At 44.9% G+C, this 25,611-nt stretch carries 18 protein-coding genes; 7 read left to right on the forward strand and 11 right to left on the reverse strand.

The genetic code is table 11. From position 1 onward, the window contains the following. Positions 1–77 precede the first annotated feature (77 nt). On the forward strand, positions 78–761 hold the full coding sequence (locus LDX50_RS19695) for an NUDIX hydrolase (RefSeq protein ID WP_225697919.1): 684 nt from the start codon (positions 78–80) through the stop codon (positions 759–761). Between the two features lie 26 nt (positions 762–787). On the opposite strand, the gene LDX50_RS19700 is transcribed toward LDX50_RS19695, so the two are convergent. From LDX50_RS19700 to LDX50_RS19720, 5 genes are all read right to left on the reverse strand, one after another. Beyond that, positions 788–2,599 (reverse strand): sodium:solute symporter family protein, encoded by a 1,812-nt coding sequence (locus tag LDX50_RS19700; protein ID WP_225697920.1) that lies wholly within the window; start codon positions 2,597–2,599, stop codon positions 788–790. Between the two features lie 82 nt (positions 2,600–2,681). Further along, positions 2,682–3,725, reverse strand: coding sequence for a UDP-glucose--hexose-1-phosphate uridylyltransferase (locus LDX50_RS19705; RefSeq protein WP_225697921.1), 1,044 nt, complete (start codon positions 3,723–3,725; stop codon positions 2,682–2,684). A gap of 3 nt (positions 3,726–3,728) precedes the next feature. Then, positions 3,729–4,877: a galactokinase gene (gene galK / locus LDX50_RS19710; RefSeq protein WP_225697922.1), complete on the reverse strand. Its 1,149-nt coding sequence runs from the start codon at positions 4,875–4,877 to the stop codon at positions 3,729–3,731. Positions 4,878–5,183: 306 nt separating this feature from the next. Further along, entirely contained in the window at positions 5,184–5,867 is a 684-nt protein-coding gene (locus tag LDX50_RS19715) for a response regulator transcription factor (RefSeq protein WP_225697923.1), read from the reverse strand. Further along, on the reverse strand, positions 5,864–7,126 hold the full coding sequence (locus LDX50_RS19720) for a sensor histidine kinase (RefSeq protein ID WP_225697924.1): 1,263 nt from the start codon (positions 7,124–7,126) through the stop codon (positions 5,864–5,866). Before LDX50_RS19720 ends, LDX50_RS19715 begins: the two co-directional genes overlap by 4 nt. Positions 7,127–7,260: 134 nt before the next feature. Between LDX50_RS19720 and LDX50_RS19725 the strand changes: the two genes are divergently transcribed. From LDX50_RS19725 to LDX50_RS19745, 5 genes are all read left to right on the forward strand, one after another. Continuing rightward, on the forward strand, positions 7,261–8,367 hold the full coding sequence (locus LDX50_RS19725) for a transporter family protein (protein ID WP_225697925.1): 1,107 nt from the start codon (positions 7,261–7,263) through the stop codon (positions 8,365–8,367). Between the two features lie 150 nt (positions 8,368–8,517). Next, entirely contained in the window at positions 8,518–9,303 is a 786-nt protein-coding gene (locus LDX50_RS19730; RefSeq protein ID WP_225697926.1) for a hypothetical protein, read from the forward strand. 8 nt (positions 9,304–9,311) lie between these two features. Then, on the forward strand, positions 9,312–11,507 hold the full coding sequence (locus tag LDX50_RS19735; protein ID WP_225697927.1) for a DUF6851 domain-containing protein: 2,196 nt from the start codon (positions 9,312–9,314) through the stop codon (positions 11,505–11,507). Positions 11,508–11,534: 27 nt separating this feature from the next. After that, entirely contained in the window at positions 11,535–13,466 is a 1,932-nt protein-coding gene (locus LDX50_RS19740) for a BamA/TamA family outer membrane protein (RefSeq protein WP_225697928.1), read from the forward strand. Between the two features lie 55 nt (positions 13,467–13,521). Then, positions 13,522–14,106 (forward strand): 1-acyl-sn-glycerol-3-phosphate acyltransferase, encoded by a 585-nt coding sequence (locus LDX50_RS19745; protein ID WP_225697929.1) that lies wholly within the window; start codon positions 13,522–13,524, stop codon positions 14,104–14,106. Positions 14,107–14,108: 2 nt separating this feature from the next. Here LDX50_RS19745 and LDX50_RS19750 read toward each other — a convergent pair whose 3' ends face one another. The 5 genes from LDX50_RS19750 to LDX50_RS19770 form a co-directional block, all read right to left on the reverse strand. Next, a complete protein-coding gene (locus tag LDX50_RS19750; RefSeq protein ID WP_225697930.1) occupies positions 14,109–16,556 on the reverse strand; it encodes an ABC transporter permease in 2,448 nt (815 codons plus the stop codon). A gap of 130 nt (positions 16,557–16,686) precedes the next feature. After that, positions 16,687–18,876 carry a xanthine dehydrogenase family protein molybdopterin-binding subunit gene (locus LDX50_RS19755; protein WP_225697931.1) on the reverse strand — a complete coding sequence of 730 codons (2,190 nt, stop codon included), beginning with the start codon at positions 18,874–18,876 and terminating at the stop codon, positions 16,687–16,689. Positions 18,877–18,908: 32 nt separating this feature from the next. Next, positions 18,909–19,364, reverse strand: a complete 456-nt coding sequence (locus LDX50_RS19760; RefSeq protein WP_225697932.1) for a (2Fe-2S)-binding protein — start codon at positions 19,362–19,364, stop codon at positions 18,909–18,911. A gap of 125 nt (positions 19,365–19,489) precedes the next feature. Further along, positions 19,490–23,086 (reverse strand): FG-GAP-like repeat-containing protein, encoded by a 3,597-nt coding sequence (locus LDX50_RS19765; protein ID WP_225697933.1) that lies wholly within the window; start codon positions 23,084–23,086, stop codon positions 19,490–19,492. A gap of 71 nt (positions 23,087–23,157) precedes the next feature. Then, positions 23,158–23,952: a universal stress protein gene (locus tag LDX50_RS19770; protein WP_225697934.1), complete on the reverse strand. Its 795-nt coding sequence runs from the start codon at positions 23,950–23,952 to the stop codon at positions 23,158–23,160. Positions 23,953–24,084: 132 nt separating this feature from the next. Here LDX50_RS19770 and LDX50_RS19775 point away from each other — a divergent pair, with 132 nt between their 5' ends. Further along, a complete protein-coding gene (locus tag LDX50_RS19775; RefSeq protein WP_225697935.1) occupies positions 24,085–24,747 on the forward strand; it encodes a hypothetical protein in 663 nt (220 codons plus the stop codon). A 71-nt stretch (positions 24,748–24,818) separates the two neighbouring features. Here the strand turns inward: LDX50_RS19775 and LDX50_RS19780 are convergent, their stop codons facing one another. Further along, positions 24,819–25,553, reverse strand: coding sequence for a head GIN domain-containing protein (locus tag LDX50_RS19780; RefSeq protein WP_225697936.1), 735 nt, complete (start codon positions 25,551–25,553; stop codon positions 24,819–24,821). Positions 25,554–25,611: the final 58 nt, after the last annotated feature.

The following is a 25,611-nucleotide window of genomic DNA, read 5'->3' on the forward strand; positions in this document are numbered from 1 at the left end:
GGAAAATTCTATAACTTATGGTCATATTGACTACAAGTTAAGTATTATTTGTGAATCTTAAAAAGAAATCTTCAAAAATGTCTGATCATGCGATTATCGGAACTGTATCCATTGATTGTGTGATTTTCGGATTCAGGGATGATCAATTACAGCTGTTGCTGGTGAAACATGCCGATGGGATTGGCAAAGGTAACTGGGGGCTTCCGGGAGGCTGGATTTGGGAATCGGAAGGCCTGGATGATGCGGCATACCGAATATTGAAGGAACTTACAGGCATACGGGAGATTTTCCTCGAACAGCTGGGTGCCTTCGGAGATGTAGACCGCTATCCTGCCAGGCGCGTAATCACCGTCGCATATTTCGCATTGGTTAACCCGCAGGAATATGAGCTCATACCCGGATTTACCGCTGCGGAAGCGAGTTGGTTTCCGATAGATCAATTACCCGGTGTGCTGTATGATCATAGCAAGATCATCAATGCCGCCAAGGAACATCTCCGGCAGAAAGTACGACATGAACCGATCGGTTTCAACCTTCTTCCCGAAGAGTTTACCCTCCTGGATATACAAAAACTCTACGAGGCGCTGCTTCAGACACAATTAGACAAATCCAATTTCAGGCGGAAGATCAAACGGATGAATCTACTTGTAAAGTCAGAAAAAAAACAGTCGGACGTACCCCACAGGGCCGCCCAACTATATTCTTTTGACAGGACCATCTATGAAAACCACCGCAAGAACGGGTTCAGCTTCATGCTGTAGCATGCAGGTCCTATTTCTGTACTACTCTATTTTGAAAGTCGCAGCGTTCTCAATATTCTAAAGAGGAAGACCGTCGACACAGCCGCAACTACTCCAAGAATTCCGGCTCTGGAAAAATCACTGTAGATGATGCCTCCAATACAGAAAAGACTCGAATAGATGGCGATACATCCCAGGAAGACCAACAGGATCTGCTTGGGCATTTCCCATGCTTTACCTTCTTCTGCCTGATTGATTTCGATACCTTCTGCTTTAGCCTCCTCGATTACACGCTTCCAGCCCGGTCCGCCAGGATGGGTAAGTCGGTAGAAAGTCCGAAGGGTTTCTTTGTTTTCAGGTTGAGAAGAGAGCGTGGTGAGCAGCCAGGTGATGGTAACGACTCCGACAGTGATCAGCAGCTTGATCGTAAACGGATCCAGCAGCTGCCCTTCAAAAGCCGAATCTTCCACGACCAGCACCATGATCACGGCCATCAGTGTGGCAACTACCATCGCAACAATTTCTGTAAGTGCGTTTATCCTCCACCAGAACCACCGAAGGATATAGATCAGGCCGGTACCTGCGCCTGAAAGCAGCAGAATATCAAATGCCTGGGTCGCATCTTCCAGGAAGGTAAGCGAGAATGTCGCCGAGATAATCATCAGCACAACAGTTGAAATCCTTCCCATCCGTACCATTTGCTTTTCAGTGGCTTCCGGATTGACAAATCTTTTATAAAAATCATTCACCACATAGCTGGAACCCCAGTTAAGGTGAGTCCCAATCGTTGACATGTAGGCAGCAATTAAAGAAGCCACCACCAGTCCGAGCCATCCCGGCCCGAGTCTTGTTAACATAGCGGGATAGGCTACGTCATTTCCCAGGTATTGGTCAGTGATATTTGGAAATTCAGCCTTAATGGATGCCAGATCAGGAAATATGATCAGTGAAGCCAGCGCCACGATAATCCATGGCCAGGGTCTTAAGGCATAATGCGCGAAATTAAATAGTAGTGTGGCTCCGATGGCATTCTTTTCGTCCTTAGCCGACAACATCCGCTGGGCGATATAGCCACCTCCGCCTGGTTCTGCACCCGGATACCAAACTGCCCACCACTGAACGGCGATTGGAATGATCAATAATGGTATATACACCGAAGCATCTGAAAAGTCAGGCATAATATCGAGTTTTCCGGCAACATTCGGGTGATTGAACAGTGCTTCAAGACTGCCGATCTCCGGCTGTTCAATCGCCACGACGGCGGCCATCACCGCACCCAGCATAGCCATTCCATACTGAAAGAAATCAGCCCAGATCACTCCTTTAATTCCTCCCAGGGCCGCATAAAGGACAACCACAATGGAGGCTCCGACAACCACGGTTACAGGCGTTAAACCCAGCATAACCCCTCCTATCTTAATGGCAGCCAGCGTGACCGAGCCCATAATAAGGCAGTTGAATAATATTCCCAGGTAAAGGGATCTGAAACCTCTCAGAAACGAAGCAAGTTTCCCTCCATAGCGTATTTCATAGAATTCCAGGTCGGTCATCACATTCGATCTCCGCCAGAGACGGGCATAGATAAATACCGTGACCATCCCGGTGATCAGGAACGCCCACCATGCCCAGTTCTTAACTACACCATCTTCACGAACCATACCCGTCACAAGGTTAGGTGTATCAGCCGAAAACGTACAGGCAACCATCGAAATACCCAGCAACCACCATGGCATGCCCCTGCCTCCCAGAAAGAATTCACTCGTACTTTTTCCGGCGCTTCGCGAAGCAACCCATCCGATTCCCAATACGATTGTGAAAAATATTCCTACAATTACCCAGTCGATCGTTGATAATGCCATATGTGAATATTAAGATGAAACTCGCCCAATATATAAATATTTAATCTTATTTAAACCGGCCGCTTTACAAGTGGTTGTTTATTTATACAGACTTTGTTTTAAAATGAACAGTGGATTGCTCCCGTAATACCTGTGCGGCATACTCAGCTGTGATATCCCGCTGGGGATTTGCGAACATTTCATAGCCCACCATGAACTTCCTGACCGTTGCGGAACGTAAAAGTGGCGGATAAAATGAAAAGTGAAAATGCCATCCGTCGGTGCCTGCAGTACGAACAGGAGCATTCATCATTCCTGCGGAATAGGGAAAAGACGTCTGGAATAAATTATCAAAGCGCACAGTGGTTTCCTGGAGGATTGAGGCAAATGCGTCTCCTTCCGCCTCATCCATATCCGTGATCCGGGCAAAGTGCCTGTGGGGAATAATCATTACCTCGTACGGCCAGACAGCCCAAAAAGGAACCAGCGCCGTAAAATGTTCATTCCTGGTTATGATCCGGTCTTCCTTCTCCCATTCGGTATGAAGATAATCCGAAAGCATGGAGCGCCCCTTCTCCTTATAATAGTGCGCCTGGGTAAAAATTCTTTTTTCAATTTCAACGGGCACCGAAGATTCCGCCCATATTTGACCGTGCGGATGTGGATTACTGCATCCCAGCATTTCACCTTTATTCTCGAAGATCTGAATATTTCGTATGCCAGGAATAGCTGCAAGCTGTTTATATTCAGTCATCCATGCCGTTACGATCTTCCTGATCTCATTTACCGACATATCCGCCAACGTTTTACTATGGTCCGGCGAAAAACAGATAACCCGGCATATTCCCGGGTTGCCGGTGGCTTCTAAAAGTCCGTCCGACCAATGCTCCTCCGATCCACCGTTAAGGAGAGCAGGAAAGTCATTATCAAAAATAAAGGTGCCGGAATAATCGGGATTGATCTCTCCGTTGTTCCGGGTGTTTCGGGGACATAAATAACAGGTGCTGTCATAGGCCACAGGGCCCTGGGCAGCAATTGTTTCGGTTCGTCCTTGCCACGGGCGTTTCATGCGCTGCGGTGATACCAATACCCACTCGTTAGTCAGGGGATTTTTTCTGCGGTGGGGTTCTTCAAAGAGTTGGCTCATAATTTACAATTCACGGGTGCCATCTGTTGTCTCTGCGGTTATAAAAGTGGGCGTTTTACCAAATTTCTTAACATATTCAGAAATTACAAGGTCGCTAAAGGCATTCACATCTTCATTCTTAATAATATTGATCGTACATCCGCCAAAACCACCTCCCATCTGCCGTGCACCTAAAACTTTGCCACTTGAATGAGCCAGTTCAACCAGGAAATCAGTTTCATCACATGTGACTTCATAGTTTACCTTCATATCATCATGTGCTTCATACATTTGCTGTCCGACATCCGGCAGATCTCCGGCCTGCAGGTAATCTACAACACGCAGCACTCGGTTATTTTCACGGATCACATACGCGCACCGCCTGTAAACCACAGGATCCATATTTCCTTTGGTCCGTTCAAGCATTTCCAGAGAAACTTCCCTCAAAGAAGTAACATGTGGAAATTCCCTACGAACTATGTCCACACCGTTCCTGCACTGCTTCCTTCGTTCATTGTAGGCTGAATCAGCCAGCTCATGAGCCACATTTGAATTACACAAAAGCAAGCAGTATTCCCGTAATTGAAGAGGAACCTCGCGGTGCGTTTCATTCATGCAATCGATAAGAAGAACATGGTCCTTTTTCCCGAAAACGGATGCATACTGATCCATGATGCCACAGTCAAGCCCAACGAAGGAACGTTCCGCATTCAGGGCCATCCGGGCCATTGTGAGCGGTGCTAATTGTACCTGGTAAAGATTGGAAAGTGCCATCAGTCCGGCACATTCAAGGGCTGCAGACGAAGACAATCCAGCCCCCTGCGGAATATCCCCTGAAATCACCATACTAAAACCACGATCAATGGTAAATTTCTGCATAAATTCATGCAGAACGCCCAGGATATAATCCTGCCATCCGCCCACAGAAGCGAATTCACCAAGGCGGAACTGATATGTCTTGTCCAGATCGAGCGCAACGAGTGTACACTCATCTCCTTCAGAAAATCCCGCACAAATATAAACGGATTGATGTATCGCAGCCGGTAATACAAATCCGTTGTTGTAATCGGTGTGTTCACCGATCAGATTGATACGTCCTGGTGCACTTACGACAATTGAAGAATCGCCAAACCTGGACCTGTATTCCTCTGCAATTCGATCTGAGATATTCAAGGGAGTTTTTTATATTGGATTAAAACCAATATTGCCAAGTTTCCTGAAATAAAGCAAGCGGAAGACTATGCAGGTTATAAAACGAAATAATTTAAAAAACATTTCGGGATTCAGGCAATATGAATTATTATTGTATTTAGATTTAGTCTAAATAAAATGAACGATACATTTTTCCCTGAAGATACTTCCCTTGAAGGTTTTTTTTCCCGTGAGAACCTGATGTGTTCCTCTGAGTGTGAGATGAAAAAGTGTTGTAAGAAATTCAAGAAAAAGGGGCGCTACTGCAAGAAATGTCCAAGAAAATAATCACTCCTGAGGCTTCAGGATAAACCCTTTCCCGTGAATGTTTTCAATATGGATATTTGCAGGCTTTAGTTTTTTTCGAAGACGGGAAATGAAGACATCCATACTGCGTCTGTTGAAAAAATCATTTTCCCCCCAAATTGACCGTAATATATCTTCGGTTAGTACCAGGTCTCCGGGGGATTTAAAAAACAATTCAAGAAGCTGGACTTCACGGCCCGTGAGCTTTACGGTTTCATTGCCCATCATCAATTCCTGCCGTGCTATGTTCAGAGATACACCCCTGAATTCAATCTGATCTGCCGCTTTTCCTGAAACCCTTTCATACCGCTTTAATACCGCGTGTATTCTGGCCACAAGCTCCTCCTCATCGACCGGCTTTACAATATAATCATCTGCACCCTGGTTAAAACCTTTTAAAACATCCACCTTCAGCGATCGTGCCGTCAGAAAAATCAACGGGATTGCGGGCTTTGCAGCACGTATCCTTTTTGCCAGTTCAAAACCATCCATTACCGGCAAGGTAACATCCAAAATTGCCAGATGAACCGGGTTCATACGAATACAGGCAATCGCCTCATCCGGGTGACTTACCCATTTCACACTAAAATCCTTTAATTTCAGGTATTCAGATAACATATACCCGACATCCTTATCATCTTCTACCAGTATAATGTGATAATTCATCTGGATTTTGGAATATGAATGGTAAATAAACTTCCTCTGCCTGGCGTGCTCTCAATGCTGATGCTCCCTCCCATCATAGAAACGACCTGTTTTACGTAGCTCAGACCAATCCCAAATCCCGGAACTCCATTTCGGGCCCGAAAAAACTTTTTAAATATATCATCGCGCAATTCAGGATCAATTCCTTCACCATAATCCCGAATTGAAATCCGGACCATTGAATCTGCGGCTTCACAGCCAATTTCAATCCTGTCGTTACTAAATTTGATGGCATTCTCAAGCAAATTAATCACGGCATTCTTCAAATGGTATGAATCTGCCAGGACCTCGCAATCGCATTCACTTTGTACTATAAACTCTCTTTCCGGATTTAACTCCTGAATGTTTTTTACCGATTCCCCGACGAGCTTTGCTGTTTCTATGGTTTCCAGCTTCAACACCTTGTTTGAATTTTCAAGAGAGGCCAACTCAAGAATTTTTTCGACATTCATCTTCACAAATTCTATCTTGGTACGCGCAGTTTGGATATAAGGCATCAGATCCGGACCTGATTTCTGCTCAAGTATCTTCAACGAGAGACTGGACGCAAAAACCGGGGTTTTGATTTCGTGCGTCAGGTGATTGATGAAATCGTTCTTTACCTCATTCAAAAATCGTTGTTCCCTTACTATACGAATGAGTAAGACAAAACCAGCCGTGAGTAGCACCAGAAATATTATTGCCGGAATAACATACCACCAAACGTTATTCCAGAATTGCCGGTTGTAATCAACGATCCGGATATTCAGATATGGGGCACACCGGCAGTCTGAGGCGATAATACCCTCAATAGGTATCTTATAATTTCCTTCTTCCTGAAACCCCTGTTCAAATTGTTCAGAAGAAAAGTAAATATCTCCATTGATTCGATCCTTCACTGCGAATTCAAACGTTGAGGAGATCCCCGCCCTTGTCAGCCTGTCAGTAAGATACATTCTGTAAAACTGAGATCCTGCAGACTTCAGGGAATCCAACCCAATAGGAAATGTAACCGTGTCCTGCCGTATGATGGCCGACAATAAATTACTGAAAGGCGTTCTGTTGTAAATTTCATCACCCGTGAGTGCCAGGGTTTCCGCTATACGCTGATCATATTTTTCTTTAGACACAGTGAGATTGCTGCGTAGCATTAAATACTGGATGAAACCCAGTCCGACCAACGAAAGGATGATCACCAACATGATGATATAGCTTTTTTCCCGTGTAATTCTGTACGGCATAACAGAAAAGTAAGAATTATTTCACGAGTTATTCAAGGTATTAACATTTCATTAAGAAACATTAACCTATCATTCACCCTTCGCCTTCAGAATTCTCTTCAACTTGGTCTAATAATCGTAATCCATAACGTTCCATGCGTCTCAGGTTATTCCTTCTTATACTTTCACTCGTGCTCATCTCTGCCCAATCATGGTCTCAGGGGTGCGTGGCAATACGACATTTTTCAACCTGCAGTCCTACATATGGACAATCAAATCCGTCTACCCGCGGTGACTTTCAGACAGGCCTTAATTACAGATACTTCAAATCATTCCGGCATTTCAGAGGTACGGAAGAAGAACCTGACAGGGTAACGAATAATACAGAGGTGATCAATCATTCACATTCGTTTGATTATTTCCTCTCCTATGGCATCACAGATCGCTGGCAGGTGGCTGTAACCATTCCGCTTGTTCTGAACTCAAGATCTTCTTTATATGAACATGGCCGATCGGAACGCTACAGTACCTTTTCCAGGGGTATGGGTGATGTAACCATCAATACAAATTACTGGCTTATTGATCCGTTCATTAACAGCAGTTTTAATCTTCAGGCCGGATTTGGGGTTAAATTACCTACCGGAAGTTACAATGCTTCGGATATCTTCTATAATGTCGGTCCGAACGGTTCTCCCGAAACCCGACCTGTCGATCAAAGTATTCAGCCCGGTGACGGTGGGTTCGGTTTAATATTGCAGGGTCAGGGCTATTACGTTCTGAATACCAGGGCTAGCATCTATGCTGCGGGATTTTACCTTTTCAATCCGAGAAACACCAATGGTATCCGTACTTTCCGGGAAACACTCAGTCCGCTGCTTGAAAATGAAGCAATCATGTCTGTTACCGATCAGTTTTCTGTACAGGCAGGATTATCGTTCGTGGCAGGAACACATATGAGCCTCCAGGCCGGGGTTCGATATGAGGGCATTCCTGTAAGCGATGTAATCGGCAAGAGTGAAGGTTTCCGAAGACCCGGTAATGTCCTGTCGGTAGAACCTGGCATTAATTATACAGTCGGAAACTGGAATTTAATGCTTTCTGTACCAGTGGCGGTACGCCGCGAACGTCCGCAAAGCCTTACCGATAAAGAAATTGAAGATGAAACGGGAAATCCGAGGAATGGTGATGCTGCTTTTGCCGATTACCTGATCAATGTGGGGGTCAGTTTACGGATTCCCGGAAAAAGAATAACAGATATTTAAAATAGCTTTCTTCATAAGGAGGAGCCCGAAAGGGTTCCTTTTTTTTTGCCCAAAACTAATCGTAATACCAGCACATATTTCATTCGCCCATGGAATTTAGTAATTTTGAAAATTAGACGTGGAAGTAAGTGATAGAAAAGTAACCCGGTCATGAAAGGTATTTGTACAATTGGATTCGTCGCCTTACTGTTATTCACGCGTTGTGGTGGCGATGGTGACGATGTACAGGTGAACTGTGCTGATACCGGCTTAAAAATCCAGGTTACAGCGGTTGATTACACCGATTGCGGTATACCAACCGGAAGAATTCGGGTTGTTGGAAGTGGTGGATCTGAACCATATTCATTCAGTATTAATTCTGGAGAATCCAATACCACCGGAGTCTTTGAAAATCTGAATACAGATTATTACACCATTATCGTGCGCGATAAAAACGGATGTACGGCTGAAGTTGAGACTTTTGTTGGAAGCAATGAAGGCATCCGTGCTGTTGCATTCACAACGGCTTCGGGGTGTAATGAGACCAATGGAAGTATTATCGTCACTGCAAGAAACGGCAAGGAACCGTACAAATACCAACTTGGAGAAAACAGCAACTACCAGGATTCCCCCGAATTTTATGATCTCGCCAGTGGCTCATACAGTATCTGGGTAGGCGATGCAAATGATTGCTTCATCGGTATTTATGTAGATCTTTTGAGTGGCATATCCTTCGCCAATGACATAAATGATATTACCAGTGCATCCTGTGCATCTTCCGGTTGCCATGACGGTTCGGTTAATCCGAATCTCTCAACGCTGCAGGGCATACAGGATAATTCACAGGCAGTTCTCGCCAGCATCCTGGATAAATCGATGCCGCCGGATGTTCCCTTAACTCCCGATGAGATTTTCCAAATAGAGTGCTGGATTAAGGATGGGGCACCTGATAACTAATTAATTCAATGATCAGATCATTAATTCTAACAATATTATTTTTAGTATCCTTCGCCTTTGAGAATAATGCACAGGTACAACATTCCATAGCACGTCAATGGAATGAGGTTCTGCTGGATGCAATCCGGAATGACTTCGCACGCCCAACCGTACACGCCAGAAATTTATTCCATGTGTCTGCCGCTATGTATGATGCCTGGACGGTTTATTCCGACGAGCCGGCGCCCTGGCTTCTTGGGAATACACGTGGTAATTTCACTTCTGTTTATTCGGGAATCCCCGTATCCACAGATATTGAAAACGATCGGGAAATGGCTATCAGTTATGCTGTTTACAGGTTAATTCTGCACAGATTCGAATTCTCACCCGGGTCTATCAAAATCCGTAATGAAGCATTCTCACTCATGATGGATTTGGGTTATGATCCGAATGTCACGGGCACCGACTACAGGTCGGGCGACCCGGCACAGGTGGGTAATTATATAGCTTCGCAATATATAGCATTCGGCTTGACGGATGGTTCAAATGAACAGCTTGACTACATAAATCAATACTACTCACCTGTTAATCCACCACTTGTCCCAACACGCAGCGGAAATCCGCAAATTATTGATCCCAACCGTTGGCAGCCACTTTTCCTGGATAATTTTATCGACCAATCCGGAAATCCGATCCCTGTAGGACAAATTAGTTTCCTCAGCCCGGAATGGGGTAATGTAACACCCTTTGCCATGGGAACTTCGGACAGGAAGTTCAATGAGCGTGATGGCGACACCTATTGGACCTATATGGATCCCGGGCCTCCGCCTTTCATTCAGGAAGATGGTGAAGGAACCAGCGAACAATACCAATGGGGGTTTTCGCTTGTAGCCATCTGGTCGGCTCATTTAACGCCCAATGATGGGGTAATGTGGGATATATCTCCGCGGTCCCTGGGTAATGTCACGCAACTCCCGTCGTCCGCGGAAGAAATGCAGGCATATTACGACCTGATTAATGGAGGCGACCCGGGCACCGGATATGCAGTGAATCCTTATACCGGTGCTCCTTATGAGCCTCAGATGGTTAAGCGTGGAGATTATACACGTGTTCTTGCTGAATTCTGGGCCGATGGACCGGATTCTGAAACACCCCCTGGTCACTGGTTCACGATTCTTAATTATGTCAATGATCAGCCAGAACTGGTGAAGCGTTTCAAGGGCGAAGGACCTTTGCTTGATGACCTGGAATGGGATATAAAAACCTATTTCACCCTTGGTGGCGCCATGCATGATTGTGCCATTGCCGCGTGGGGTGTAAAAGGCTGGTATGATTACATCCGTCCGGTTTCCGCTATCCGGTATATGGCAGATAAAGGCCAATCAACTGATCCCGGTGACCTCAGTTACCATCCCGCAGGAATTCCATTGCTCGAAGGTTACATCGAACTTGTTCGGGAAGGTGATCCGCTGGCTGGTCCGCAAGGAAATAATATCGGTAAAATCAAGTTGATGGCGTGGAAGGGGCCAGATTATATTCCAAATCCTGAGGTTGATTACGCAGATGTGGACTGGATTCTGGCTGAAAACTGGTGGCCTTACCAACGGCCTACATTTGTTACCCCGCCTTTTGCGGGTTATGTTTCAGGCCATTCAACATATTCAAGGGCTGCAGCCGAAGTGCTCACCATGATTACAGGGGATCCGTATTTCCCTCGTGGGATGGGTGAATTTATTGCCAGAAAAAATGAATTCCTTGTTTTCGAAGAAGGACCCAGTGAAGATGTCATTCTTCAATGGGCAACCTACAGGGATGCATCCGATCAAACCAGTCTTTCCAGAATATGGGGAGGAATTCATCCACCTGCGGATGATATTCCAGGGCGGAAAATGGGAATTAAAATAGGTTTGCTTGCATTTCAAACCGCAGAAAAGATTTTCAATAATGCCGTCATTACATCATTGGACGAACCTTTTTCCGCAACCGCTGAAATATTCCCAAATCCGGTAAAGGAAGGAAGCCCGGTTAGAATTCAGCCTGACCCCTCCGGCGACATATCCGAAATAAAAGTAATGGATTTACAAGGCAAAATCCATCGGGAATTAACGTTCCCCAGCCCCGTTTCTTCCTTAACGATTGAGGGATTTTTATCATCGGGATTGTATATCTTACAAGTCAGTAATAGTCGGGGTGAAATATCATCTTTCAGACTGATAGTAAAATAATACGGACGGTATCCGAAATAAGAATAAATGAAGTGCAGGCTGATTCTGTTCCTACTGATGTGGGCACTTGCTCTTATTCCTGTCTTTTCCTACGGACAGGCAGATACGATCAGACTACCCATGAATAAGATCCTGGTCCTTCCGGACTCAGTGTATATTCCGGACAGGGATACGGTTTTCATAGTTCCAGAAGGTTTCAAATACAGGATCAAGCCTAACCCCTACTTTAAAAGTCAGAATTTTTACGAAAAACTGAGAAATAACAAGGAGAAAAGTGCCCTGTCCCGTGAATTATACGACCTGGTCATCAGGGATACCACCTACAATGTACTTGATAAGACGAAACCTGTGCGCGCGGAGGCCTATTTCAGGGACTTCCGCGGAATGAGAATTAATTCGATTCGTCATTATCCTGTGCAGCTCATAACAGGTAGTGTAACCGATACCTTAAGGGAATCCTCGAATTCATTTATTGACAAGCTCGATGAATCCCATATAGATACCCGAACCCGCCTGGTGCGAAACAATGTCCTTTTCACGGAAGGAGACCTGCTGGACCCCTTCCGAATGGCCGATTCAGAACGAATTCTCCGATTATTTGAATACATCAATGACGCCCGGATATATGTACTCCCCTCTATCGATAATGAAGGTAGTGTTGATGTTATTATCGTTACCCAGGACCGGTTTCCATGGGGACTGGATCTGGATATTTCGAGTTTATCAAAATTTGAAATAGGACTTTCGCAACGAAACATACTGGGAACGGGAAATGAACTCTCGGCAGGATTCATTCGCAACAAAAATGACGAGCCACAAAATGGCTACGTTGTTCAATACGTTTCTGCTCCATACAAGAATACATTTACAAATTTGACATTAACGGCAGAAAACAGCTACATCCGTGAATATTACTCAGTAAAAGCAGAAAAGAACAACATCAGCCCTGTCATAAAATATGCGGGCTCCCTGGAGCTGGCGACGCTGTCGAGGGATTTTAATTTTGCGATCGAAGATTCGACTTATGAAAATTATTTAAGTCTGAATTATGCCGATATATTTTTGGGACGGGCATTTCAGACTTTTAGTGATGACCGTAAGACAGTCAATATTGCATTGCGGAATGTTTACGTAGATTTTAGTGATCGACCCACGGTGGAAAGTGACAGCAATACAATTTTTTATAATCGGAATACATTAATTGGAACATTTGACATACGAAAAACCAATTTCATCAAAACTACCAATGTGGTAAGCATTGGAATCACAGAAGATCTGCCGGTTGGATACTATATCGGAGCATCCCTGGGAGGGAATTTTGATGAATTCAAAAACCAGGTGTATACAGGCATGCGATGGCAGTGGAGCAATTATCTGAAGTTTGGATATATATATTTGAGAAGTGAACTGGGGACTTTCTTCAACTCCAAAGAATTTTCTGACGGCATGTGGGTCAATGAATTCGCCTACATGACCCAATTGTTTAAATTACGACGGTCCACATTCAGGTCGTTTGCCAGATTTAACTATATAAGGGGCATCAATCTTTCCCTTCCGGTTTCCGCCCGTCTCAGGGATTACATCCGTGGTCTTAAAGGCTATTACACCCAGGGAAATGAGGCAATTGCTTTAAATTTTGAGTCCGTATGGTTCACCCCCTGGTACTGGTATGGCTTCCGGTTTGCTCCGTTCTTCACTTTGGATATTGGCTATGTAAGTGAAGACAGGGTTTCCACTTCCTATAAAGAACTTTATCCGGCCCTGGGCACTGGTTTCAGGATTACCAATCCGGGCCTTTTTCTGAGTTCATTCGAAATAGGAGTGAAATATTTCACGAATACCCCGCCCGATGGTAATACCATTTACTTCAACCTGTCAGTCTCTCAGCGACTGCGGTTCAATTATAATACAACTGTAAAGCCAGATGTGCTACCATACCGAGCCTATAAATTTTTATGATATTCATTTTGAAATCCTGATAAATAGATTCTTCTTTCGGAATACCTCTTAACCAATGGTAAAAGCATTCTTTCGATTCCTGTTTAAAATTAAAGGATGGAAGCTGGCCCCGGGCATCCCTAAGGACGCACATAATTGCATTATGCTAGCAGCCCCACATACCTCCAACTGGGATTTTATTTATGCAATAGCCGCACTTGATATGCTTGGAATCAAGGTTAGATTCACAATTAAAAAAGAATTCAACCGGTTTCCGTTGGGTCCGATGATCTCCTCTATGGGTGCCCTCTGGATCGATCGCTCACCACGAAAAGCGGGAGAAGAACGCCCCAGCATGACAGAGGTTATGGCTGATTTTTTTAACCATGAAGAAAACCTGCCACTCGCCGTCCTTGTCACCGCAGAAGGAACACGTTCAAGAGTGACCAAATGGAAAACAGGATTTTATCATACAGCATTGAAAGCAGGTGTACCTCTCTGCCTGTCCTATCTTGACTACAGGGATAAAATAGCCGGCATCGGCCTCTGCTTTATGCCAACAGGCAATATTGAAGAAGACATGAGGATCATAATGGATTTTTATGCCGATAAATCACCCCGCCATCCGGAAAAATTCACGCTCGACCATCGCTACAGGTAACTTTATTCTGATCTGAGCGCTTCAATCGGATTATCCCTGAGAACCCGTGCCGATTGAAATACAAGGATCATGAAGGCCACGCCAAACAGTATGAGCCCTCCACCCAGGTAGGTAAATCCATCAATGGGAATCTTAAACTCAAAGTTGTCCAGCCAGGAGCTTACAAAATAATAGGTCAGCGGAATTGACAGTAATGTGGCGATAATAACCAGCAACAAATAGGACTTACTGAGTTCGATAACCATATTTCCGATCCCCGCTCCAAGCACCTTGCGTATACCTATTTCCTTTCTGCGGGCATTCATTGTCAAAACAGCCAATCCAAACAGCCCGAGTGAGCCGATCAATACAGAAATAATCGTTGCTGTAACTATAATAGTATTCAGATTACCTTCCCGCTCATACTGGGCCTGGATTGTATCATCCAGAAAAGTCAGATTTATTGGGTCTTCCGGAAAAAGCTCATTCCACGTTTCCCTGATGTCGGCTAATCCATCCGCAGTCTGTCCGGCACGAAGCCTCACCATTAATCTTGGTGCAACGGATGAGTGAATGCTCAGGCCATGGATCCCCTCAAGCAAAATCTGCGGGTTAATCACCAGGGCCAGCGGCCCTACCTTATTGTGAAGAGAAGCAAAATTAAAATCCTTAACAACGCCAATGATTTCATGATCCTGAAATTCTTCATGTGGAATTCTCTTACCCACAGGGTCCGTTAGATTGAACTCCTTCACAAAAGCCTCGTTCACGATTACAGATCGTCGTTCATCAGCCTGATCCTCCTCCCGAAAATTCCTGCCCGCTACCATTTCCATCTCAAGTGTCTCGATGAAAGATGGATCCACAACATTAAAAAAGAATCTGTGCATGCTTTCCTGCGCGTCTACATAGCTGCCTTCCATCCATGTGCCTTCCTCGAAATTCTGACAGCTAATTCCGACGCTTTCAACGGTGGATAGTCCTTTGAATGTACGCTGACCTCTTTTAGCCTTATCCCACCCCTTGCTGATCACATCCATGAAACCACGTGTATCGTTAACGGTTATTGGTAGAACAACAACTTGCTCACGATTGAATCCAAGGTTTTTTGACTGCAGATAATTCAGCTGATTCTTCATGAAAAGAACCGTCGTGATGAGAAATACTGACAGGATCAATTGAAGTGTTATAAGACCCTTTCGCACATTCTGGCGCCCCTGCCCAACCATTAAATTGCCTTTCAGAATATTAACAGGTTTAAATCCTGAAACAACCATAGCCGGATAAGCACCTGCTAAAATTCCAACCAAAATGGCAAGCCCTGTAAAAAGTAAAATTTCATCAATATTCAGATTGAATGACAGCTCCTTCCCTGAAAGCTGGTTAAAGAATGGCAGTGCAAAATAAGCGGCAATCAGTGCGATCGCCAAAGAAATCAAGCTAAGGATAATAGCCTCTCCCAGAAATTGAGAAACCAATTGGCTTCGATGCACACCCACTACTTTCTTCACTCCGATTTCACGTGCCCTTCCAAAGGATCTTCCGAGTGAAAGATTCATGAAATTAATACAAGCCATCACCAGTATCAGGAAACATATCGCAGATAAAATCAATGTATACTTGGGGTCACTAACAGGAGCGAGACCGCTGGGCATATCGGTATCCAGGTGCATATCGCCAATGGACTGTAATCCTATGGTGAAAGTCCGCCCTTCCAGATCATCTCCAATAGCCCGTTCCACCAAGGCGGGTAACTTGGCAGCAAGGCTTTCCATCTCAGCCTCCGATTGAAGCAGTACATACGTCTCCGAGGCTACAAAATTCCATGAATTCATCATCTCCTCCGGCATAATATCTTTCGCATGACTGGTATTCAGTAAGAAATTGAAATGAAATGAGGAGTTGGACGGCGCATCCTCGACTACCGCGGAGACAATAAACTCTTTTTTACCCGGACCGATGACGATCGCTAACGAATTTCCGGCCACCTCCACTTTTCCAAAAATTTTGAGAGCCATGGATTTTGTGATCACAAGATCACCAGGCTCATCCAGCGCCCCTTTTGCGGTGCCCGAAATCACTTTAAAATCAAACATCGAAAGGAAGGATGAGTCAACCATATGAAGTGACTCCTCAAATGTATCGCCGCCTTCTTCAACCTGACTGTTAAATTCAAACCAAATTGTTTTTGCCTCTGCTTCCGGGTAATTAGCCAGAATTTCATCACCCATGATGATAGGTACCATCGGGCTTTTATTCAAGGTCCCATCTATTCTTTCGGCTTCATAAAAAAGACGGAACAAGCGTTCCTTCTTACTATGAAACCGATCAAATGTGAGTTCATCCTTTACAAAGAAAATGATCAGGATCGCGCAGGCAATTCCCAGGGTAAGTCCGAGAATATTGATAAATGAATATAACCTGGTTCGGGAAAGGTTTCGAAGAGAAATCTTAATGATATGTTTGAGCATTGTTTTTTGAGTTTGACCTATCAATTATACAAAAATGGTTCCTGCTCTATAAATTTTTCCTGTTAAAAGATGTTAAACAAAAAAAGAGCCGCGATTGCAGCTCTTTTTAAATCTGTTTATCCAGGTTAGGCTAGCCCATTTTCATCGTATGACTTACAAACGGCTGATCATACAATCGCTCACCTGTGAGTCTGGCCATGGCATTTGCCAGTGCGCCCATAACTGGAGGCAGTGATGGTTCACCAAGGCCGGTAGGATCAATTCCATTATCTACGAAGAAAGTTTCAACCGCAAGCGGTGCTTCGTTATGACGGATGAGCCGGTAGCTATTAAAGTTATTGGACCTCGGTTCACCGTTCTGGAAGGTCATGGCGCTGTACATGGCATGACCGATACCATCAATGATACCTCCTTCCACCTGGTTTCTTGCGGCATCGGGATTCACAACAATTCCACAATCAACTGCACACCATACCTTTTTCACACGAGGCTGACCATTATCAAGCACAATATCCAGCACCTGGGCCACATAGGAATTATGACAGTAATATGCGGCAACACCCCTGTACACCCCGGGTGTTTCCTTACCCCATCCCGACTTCTCCCGAACAAGTTTCAGCACACCGGCATAACGTTCGGCGTCATAATCATTATTCTCTCCAACAGGATTGCTGATTGCACGATCGAAGAGTTCCAGTCGGAATGCAATCGGGTCTTTTCCTGCCGCTTCAGCGACCTCATCGAGAAAAGACTGCTCAGCGCCTGCCACAAAGTTTGATTGGGGCGCACGCCATGCACCCGTTGAAATATTTGATTCCAGGTTGAGGTTTTCACAAATATAATTGTCAACAGCACCAGCCGGATAACGGTTTGGAAAGAGCGGACCTCCCTGAACTCCTGCACCACGGGCATGAAATCCAATGAGATTATTATTCTCATCAAGAGCAGCCCTGTAGAGAATTTTGTAAGCAGGACGATAGGTGCCCTGTGTCATATCATCCTCACGGGTGTATAATAACTTCACAGGAGCCTGTAATTTATGCGAAATTACTGCCGCTTCAACACCGAAGTTTCCATACAGTCTGCGGCCAAAGCCACCTCCCTGACGGGTCATCATAATGGAAATATTATCTTCCGGAATATTGAGAATTGAAGAAACCGTTTTACTGAGGTATTCCGGCGTTTGTATCGGGCCAAGTAATTCAGCTTTACCATCCCGTACGTCCGCGAAGAAATTCATCGGCTCCATGGTATTGTGAGCAAGGAACGGAGCAGTATACGTACGTTCGATAACCTTGGCTGCACGTTTAAAGGCACCCTCCGGATCGCCGTCTTTTCTTTGGGGTTCGTCTGCCGGATTGGAAACTAATTTCGACAGTCCTTCTTCATGGCCTGAGGTATCTTCAGCAGGTGAGGTCCTCTCCCATTCAACTTCAACCGCTTTTTTGGCTTGCATCACCTGCCAGGTAGCATCCCCCGCAACAACCACCAATTCAGGGAAGGCATTTACGTCAGACCATTGGAACTCTGCACCTTCAGGACGGGCATTAATTGTAAATACATCCCTGATACCAGGCATAGCCTTTGCTTTTTCAGCATTCACAGATTTTATCTTCATTCCAAATGCAGGCGGATGTATGATCATCGCCATGAGCATACCCTCCTTGTAGGTATCAATACCATACAATGGCTGTCCTGTGACGATCTTTGGTGCGTCCACATTTTTACGCGAAGTCCCAATAATTTTGAAATCCTTTGGATCCTTCAGCTTAACATCCTCGGGAACCGTCAATGTTCCTGCCACCGACGCAACTTCACCATAGGACAACTCCTTCTCCCCGTGCATGAGTTTACCCTTTGATGTCTTGATCTCCGAAACGGGAACCTGCCACTTTTGAGCAGCTGCGTCCATAAGCATACGGCGGGCAGTAGCTCCTGCCATCCGCAAACTTTGCCATCCAAAACGTATTGACTGACTTCCTCCTGCGAGCTGCCGGGTGAATTTAGAGACATCCAGCCCAGCCTGTTCCACCACCACATCATCCCAGTCTACGTCGAGCTCCTCCGCAATAATCATCGGCATGGATGTCTTAACATTCTGTCCAATTTCCGGATTCGGAGAGAATATGGTTACAAGTCCGTTATCAGCTATTTTCAGATAAGCGTTAATGTCAAACCAATCCTTTGGCAATGATGCAACCTGTTCCGGGGTAGGCTTACAAGCCGTTAACCAGTTGAATGTAATCATCATACCTCCGCCTGCCATCGCCGACGCTTTCAGAAAGGTTCTTCTGTCCAGTTTATTTTTTTCTTTGATCATGATCAGGTTTGTTGAGTGAGAAGTATGAAAAATCAGGAATTGGAAGCGGTTTTAATGGCAGCTTTAATTCGGACGTAAGTACCACATCTGCAGATATTTCCCGCCATTGCCGCCTCAATCTCCGTGTCGGAGGGTGTCGGATTTCGTTCGAGTAGCGCGGCTGCATTCATGATCTGTCCGACCTGGCAGTATCCGCATTGCGGCACGTCATGTTCGAGCCATGCCTGTTGCAATGGATGGGATCCATCTTCAGACAGTCCCTCGATAGTCGTGATTTTCTTATCTCCCACAGCAGATATGGGAAGTGAGCAAGATCGAACAGCGGCTCCATCCAAATGAATGGTACATGCTCCGCATTGCGCAATTCCACAACCGAATTTTGTGCCCACCAACCTGAGATTGTCGCGCAATACCCATAGGATCGGAGTGGTTGGATCAGCCTCGACAGACTGACTCTTACCATTTACATTTAAGGTATAATTTGCCATAATGGAGAGATTTATTAGAAAAATTAAAAGATTGAGTTCTATTAAAGTTCATGACTTTTAGCCATAAAAGCAATATATACCCCGCCTATTTCAATAATGAAGGCTGTTCTGGCAGGCCAGGCTGATCACCTCACCAGGAGTCGATGTGTTTCAGAACCCCAACTGCCTGAAATCAATATCAGATATACCCCGGGAGAAATAACAGGAATATTCACCTTTACTTCATTTTCAGTGCCCAGAAATTCTTCAAAAATGTGCCGGCCCGTCAGATCCAGCAAAGTCATCTTCGAGTAACCGGAGGGTTTCCTGATACTCAGTTTCTTGTTTCCCTGCAAAGGATTGGGAAAGATAATTACTTCCGACGAGCCCTGTTCTTCCAATGAAGTAATAACCTCCCCGTTAAAGATACTATTGGCCAGGTCAACTGCCTGCTTTCCAATTTCTATTCCAATACGCCGGCCCGGAATATCATCCTCCGGAGGATGAATGCCGCCCCAAATCCTGGACATACTGCTTTGATCTGATGCATCCCGATACCGGGCCCATTGTAATTTGATATCCATACTCGGCCCCTCCTCAAATACAAGGAACTCATTCTTTCTGGCGATGTATTCCCCCAGACCACCTGGAAAATACTCACTGCCGGTTATAATACTCAGTACTTCAGCACCCGCGCTTGAAAAAGTTGAATGCCCTGAAATATACCCGGCAAAAGGAGGTGTTACAAACGTGGGGCGCTGATAGGAAAACCAATTCTCTGCGAGTATCCAGCCAACGCCTGCCTCATCAATCTCAGGGTTATCAATGAATTCATGTCCCCGCCACGTGTAGAGTTTAATCTTATGTACATTTTCACCATTCGTTCCCTGAAGCTCATCACCCGGGTATACGAGTTCTACAAAGCCCTCCAGCAAGGGTAATCCATGCGGATCATAGGACGGTAGATCCGGATCAGAAGACTGACCTTTTGCCGCCATATACCGAATGGCTGAGATGGGACGCACGTAATCGTAGTAGCCCTTGATAGACCAGGACGTGACCGCAGCATCGTGCATTGCGCCTCCCATGGCCATGTAGGCTTTTACATCCCATTCCAATGGATTCATAAAATGCCCCTCTCCAAGCCAGCGAGGCTCAAATTCGGGGTGGTCGGTCACATCATTCAGTAAGGTAAACCAATGTCCGGGCGGGGTTTCAGAATCAGGCCCGTCTGCCCAGAATTCTGCCAAAACCCGGCTAAAATCACCCCTCGGAACAATCTGTGGATCATAGGGATTTCCAGTGACGGGGTTTATTTCATAACCGGTCCCTGCATCCCCGCCATTAAAGTAATCATAAAAGTTGCTGTAACCGGATGGACTGGATGGATACGCCAGGTTATTCCCAAACGACGCAGGGGATATATCGATCATAACCCCATCATGCGGATCCAGGTGCGAACCCCAGATACTCACCATGGTATGTGTCCATTTATAGGGATCTGTAAGTCCGGGTTCATTCCCGATATATGCCGGTGCACCAGGATCATGGAATATGCGATATTCATGACCATCCCGGATCCTTTTAACAGCCGCAAGTGTATCCAGGGCAAAAGGAACCAGGTTACCCCATTCAGGTCCCAGAAACGGCGGCGTTGTACCATCTGCATTGCCACTTTGATCAATAAAATTTTCCAGCTGAAGCGGTTGCCACCGGTTAGCATTAAAAATAGTCGGATTGCCCGGATCGAAAGGGTTTAACGGATCATTTACAGGCTCGTAATAGGTATTTGAATAATTATTGGATTCATTCGAGCCATCGGTTTTACCAAAATTGATCACCTCTCTCCCAATATAATTTCCCAGGCCCGCAGCATCGCCATCAAGATACGCCGAACTGGTATAGTTCACGTCGTACCCCAACCTCTCCATCAGGGCTCTGAAATAAGCCCTTGAAACTCCACTTCCCGGAGAGTTTTGAAACCGGTAATCCAGAAGCCTGTACGCAGCATAACTAATCGCTTTTATCTGAGCATCCTCAGGCATCACTATACCTGCGAACTGACTTTTATAGGAACCCCGTTCCTTGCCCAACAGGTATGTATTCCCCCCGAAAGCGGCCCATGCATCGTACATGGCAACTGACAAATGAAATAAATTCCTGGCATGAACTGTAGGTCTTGCGAGATCATTGCGTATTGCAAAGAGCAAGGCCTCATTCCATTGCCGGGCAATGCTTTTAGAAGCATCGGGCAACGGCGGAAGTGCAACAAGAGGCAGGGATCCAAGGTCCGAGGACGTGATCAGGTTATTGTAGGTTCCGGAGGTGTATGGTAAAAGGCTTTCTGATTGGGACAAAATATACCTCTTATTCACCTGGTCCGGATAATGTCTGGAATTGGTACCGTCGGGCCAATTCACAATTATCGAATCAACTTTATCCGCCTGCCCAAGTCCGAAATATTGACGAAATCCATTCTGACTTGCCCAGCCGGTTCCTGCCCTTACCTGTGATACCTGGCTTTTACCATCAAAAAAGACGGAGATTCTGGCCCCAAGCGCAAATGCATTCACCGTTGAACCAACCAGATCCAGTTGAAGCCAGTTGTTTGCCGAAACCGTCTCATTTTGAAATATCCTTACCGCCTTGTCGGTCTCACCATTCACCAGGATGATGTCCTGCAGACCATCATTGTTCAAATCGGCAGTGGCCATACCATAGCCGGTCAGTTTATTTTCAAGAGGTGTGCCTTCTGCGATATCTTCAAACGTATTATCAGATTGATTAATGAATAAGCGGCTTATGTAGGAAGAAAATCCGTACGCATTGTGCACATAAATATCAATATCGGCATCATTGTCAGCATCGAATAGGCGAATTCCCCAGCTCATTCCGTAATCATTTGAACCAGATGCCATGGCTCTTTCATTATAATCGCCGGAATTACTTTCAAAAAGATAGTTGTCAAACAGGTTTGTTATGTAATAATCAGGCTTCCCGTCGCCATTGATATCCGCCTCATCTATTCCCATGGCCTGGCTTTCCGTTTTTAAGCCCCATTTTTCGGAAGCATCCGAGAAATTACCTGATCCGTCATTTTCAAAGATTTCCGTTGGCTCATAGGTGTCATAAACCAGGTAGATATCAAGATCTCCATCAAGATCATGGTCGACCAACACGCCTCCCATACCGGTATGAACCGTCGCTACGCCCCTGTCTTTCGCATCATCGATGAGCAGCCCATCACCGGCATTTAGCAGAAGTTCATGCGGATCGCGGAAATTCGCAGAGAAAATATCAACCCAGCCATCATGATTCAGATCCCCGGCCAATAGAGATTGTCTTCGCGCAATTCCAGGAGAAAATCCCTCGCGGAATGTTCCATCGGTATTATTAATGTATACATCAGAGGAAGTCCAGCTACTGGAAACAAGATCAAGCCAGCCGTCATTGTTCAGATCAGTCCAGACCGCTACTGATGCTTCCGTACCCCCCATTCCAGCGGAGGCGGTTACATCTGTAAAATTCCAGTTGCCATCATTACGGTAAAACCGGGATGGCCGTCCTGTAACAAAGAAGTCTTCATCGCCATCGTTATCAAAGTCAGCCACGGCAACTCCGCGGGCTCCATTAATTGAGAATAAACCCGGGTTTGATGTCTTTTCGGTATACAGAACCTGAGCGGGCAGGGTAATTATACGTGCAAACAAAAGCGAACAGACGATCGAAACTCTCAACCACATCCGGTAAAAATAAATAAAAGGTTATTCTGATAGTCTGAAGTCTCCGGAAAAAGATATTTCAGCGCGGAAACTTAGCGGTGAAATATAAAAAGCGGATAGGTTGCTTTACGGGTCATTTCCCGAATCACACTTTTGTGGAACATCGATTCAAAAAATTTCCGCTGGCGTGAAAATAATGCAAGAACGTTCGCATTATGCTCCAACATGAACTGATCAATTTCATCGATCATTTTACTTTTACTCAGATGTTGTACCTGAATAGCTTCTGAGCCAATACCGGGATGGGAAACACGTGAAATCGGAGCAGGATCCTCTGTCTGAACGCCTTCGAGCAATGTGATCTTGGAGTTCCATCGTTCTGCCCACATTGTCAGTTGTTCTATCGGCGTTTCTCTTTTTTCCGACGGATCAAAAGCAAAAGCAATACGATCAATTTTTTCAAATGTAAATTCATCCGGAACCAGAATCATTGGCAATTCAGTATGTTTAGATACCTGAAATGCCCTGCTTCCAAAAACGTAGCTGAACAGATCATAATCCTGATCAATGCCCATGACAATCATATCAAACTCACTTGAAAACTCCTCGATCAGCCCCACAAGCGAACGACCCGAAGCAATTACATCCGCATAACAGGAAATATGAAATGCCTTCGAAATCTGTATGCACTGGCTCTCCAGTTCATTGGCTATCGACTCGGTCAGGGATGATTTACCCAGAATGATTTCTTCCGGTGACGCACTCCAGAGTGAATGTTCATGAAACAGAACAAGGTCGGCATTCGATACCTGGGCTAATTTAGCCCCGTATGCAATGGCGTTTAGCGAAATGTCGCTAAAATCGGTCGGACAGAGTATCTTTTTCACGGCTTTATTGTTTACAAAATGTATAAAAGACAATGTTGTATTCCAATGATACACATCAGTGAATTCGAAGATGAAAATCAGGGGTATATGATTATTTTTTTACAATTTAGCATTCCAACTAAACACATCAAGATGAAGAGAATTATCTTATTTACGGCAATGATATTAGGCACGAGCCTTTATTCGACGGCCCAGGACAAACCGGATAAATACATCCTATCGGGTGGTGAACTGATATTTTCTTTTGCCAATGTAGGTTCAGGTTATGACAATATCATTCGTTTTTCACCCTTCTTTAACGCCCAGTCCTGGCGAGTTTATGACTGGGGTGAATTTGGCCTGTTTCATGGACTGGCCATTCGGAACGTCGGATTTATCGCTGAGGATCGTTCCACCAACACACGTGTAAAATTCAGAACCTACAACATCGGCGTTCCTGTTGGATTCAAATATGATTTCAGTCAGAATGTTGGAATCTACGCCGGATATGAATTTGAAGTGCCTTTCAATTTCAAGCAGAAAACCTTTATAAACGAGAAGAAAGAAGATAAATTCAATTCATGGTTCAGCGACAGAACTCCTACCCTGGCACATGGCTTGTTTGTAGGATTCCAGTTTGTCAACGGAACCAATATTAAGTTCAAGTATTATCTGAACAGTTTTCTGAATACAGACTATGAGGCGATTGTAGATGGCACACCTTTCAGGCCTTATGAAGACCTCGATGCACATGTCTTTTACTTCGCCCTGACCTTCAATATTTTTAAGGATCTGGATGTTTATGTATTGGACTAAATAAAAATTACCAGGCATAAAAAAGGTCCGCTAACTAAGCGGACCTTTTTTTATTCTTAAATAGCGAATACTCAATCCCTGCCAAATATCCTTGGCTCGCCGATAATGATTCCTTTATTAACGATTGGATCCCCGGCATAGGTGATGATAGGTTCTCCGAAGGAGGTTATTTCCAGCTCATGGCTCGCATACAGAGACAGCTCGCTTTCACCATATATTTTAGTGTTGGTATGCTGACTTTTCAATCCGGAAACCTCCACTGAATTATCACCGTAAAGTGTATATTTCTGGTATTCAACATCTCCATTCTTGACCGTGAGCTCATTTTCTCCAAACAGAGATACTTTAAAATACTCAGCATTTACACGATCGAATGTAACATCATTCTCACCATAGATTTTCAGCTTGAACTGTCTGGCATTGATGGGCGATTGAACTTTTACCCATTGATCACCCCGAATTTCAAGCATTTCAAGTTCCGTAAATGTCACATAAGCGGTCACCTCTGCTCCGTCATAGATGCCTTTGCTGTAATGATAATTTACCTGCTCAGTCTTCTCAATCATTTTAGCGTGTTCGAGGTAAATCCGCAAGGTTGAGCCATTGACTTCTACATTAATCTCGTGTTTGTCAACATTATCATATTCAATGCGAACTCCTGGGGTATCACCGGTCTCCAAAACCAGATTTATATGTGGCGATAGCACCAGGCGATTAAAATCACCTGTTTCACGTTCAAAGGATTGCTGGGCATTTAGAACCAGGGGAGCTGACAACAGCAGGGTAATTGCGATAAATCTGTTCATAGTATGATTGCGTTTAACCTAAAGACGTTCAGATTTATCTATGGGTTGCATATTGATT

The organism is Fulvivirga sedimenti, assembly GCF_020328055.1.